The 1,053-nt window shown below is 38.4% G+C and carries 1 protein-coding gene; it reads right to left on the reverse strand.

Annotated elements, in window-relative coordinates; all coding sequences use genetic code 11:
• Positions 1-192: 192 nt before the first annotated feature.
• Positions 193-906 carry an HD domain-containing protein gene (locus SSCH_RS07210; RefSeq protein ID WP_052835428.1) on the reverse strand — a complete coding sequence of 238 codons (714 nt, stop codon included), beginning with the start codon at positions 904-906 and terminating at the stop codon, positions 193-195.
• Positions 907-1,053 lie beyond the last annotated feature (147 nt).

Here is a 1,053-nt window from a genome sequence, read left to right on the forward strand (position 1 = left end):
TCAAATTCGGCAAGATTTCCAAGTTTCTCTAATATTTTCTTTATATTCCTCTATTCACTCTCTAGTGGCACTTCTCGGGTATGATAAACACTACGGTGATGACAACGTGTTCTCAATGCTTCACCGTGTTCGCCTCCTTTCCCTTGACTAAGTAAACCTAGGACACGCCAATCATCCCATTTAAGATATTGCTCAATGTTTTCTTTTGAGGTTGGTTCGGGAAAACAATTCTCTCCCTGTTTCTTCAGATAGTATTTGCTTCATGGCTTCAGTAATGTGATAATCGTATGATCTACGCGTGTGATGATAATATACTTGTGTAAACATCATATAGCGGGCAATAATTAAGGACTCAGCAGCGTGAAGGCCACCTTCCTCTACGGCAATAACTGATGTTCCTGTCTCAGGGAACTCGGTGACAGTTAACGAAATGATTAATCTTTTGAGATCGTAATTCCCATAACTTACACCAATATGGTAAGAATCCCGAAGAAGGTAATCGGACCTATCTGCATCTATTTGACCATTTATAATATTATGCCATAAAAGCCTTCTACCTAGTTGAGGGTTGCCTTTTAATAAATCAATTATGTTTTGGGCGGTGATATGATAGTTTTCGTTTTCACGGTGATTTTCAATTTTATCTTTTAGAACATATTTAACAATAGCTGCGGAATAATCCTCATGCTTATATGGTTTATTTGTTTCGGGGTTTTTTGGCATTAAACCTTCACCGGCGTGTGAAAATGGAGGGTGACCTATATCATGAACCAAAGAAGTTAAGCGTAACAGAGTAAGATCATGATCAAATCCTGCATCATTAAACCCCAACTTGTCAATAAGATACTCTTTCTTTCGGCTAAGTATAGATTTATACATTTCGCTTGCTACATGCATTACACCCATAGAATGTTCAAATCGCGTGTGCGTTGCCTCCCGGATAAACCATATCTGTCCAAGCTAACTGTCTAATTCGCCTTAGACGCTGAAAGGAAGAATGATCGAGGATGTCTTTTTCCCATTTACTTTATTTTTATAAACCGTGATGGATCC

Source organism: Syntrophaceticus schinkii, assembly GCF_000946815.1.
In the GTDB taxonomy this organism is placed as follows: Bacteria; Bacillota; DSM-12270; order Thermacetogeniales; family Thermacetogeniaceae; genus Syntrophaceticus; species Syntrophaceticus schinkii.

Excerpts from the sequence above, each read along its gene's own strand:
- SSCH_RS07210 (WP_052835428.1), bottom strand. The coding sequence starts at position 906 with ATGGGTGTAATGCATGTAGCAAGCGAAATGTATAAATCTATACTTAGC.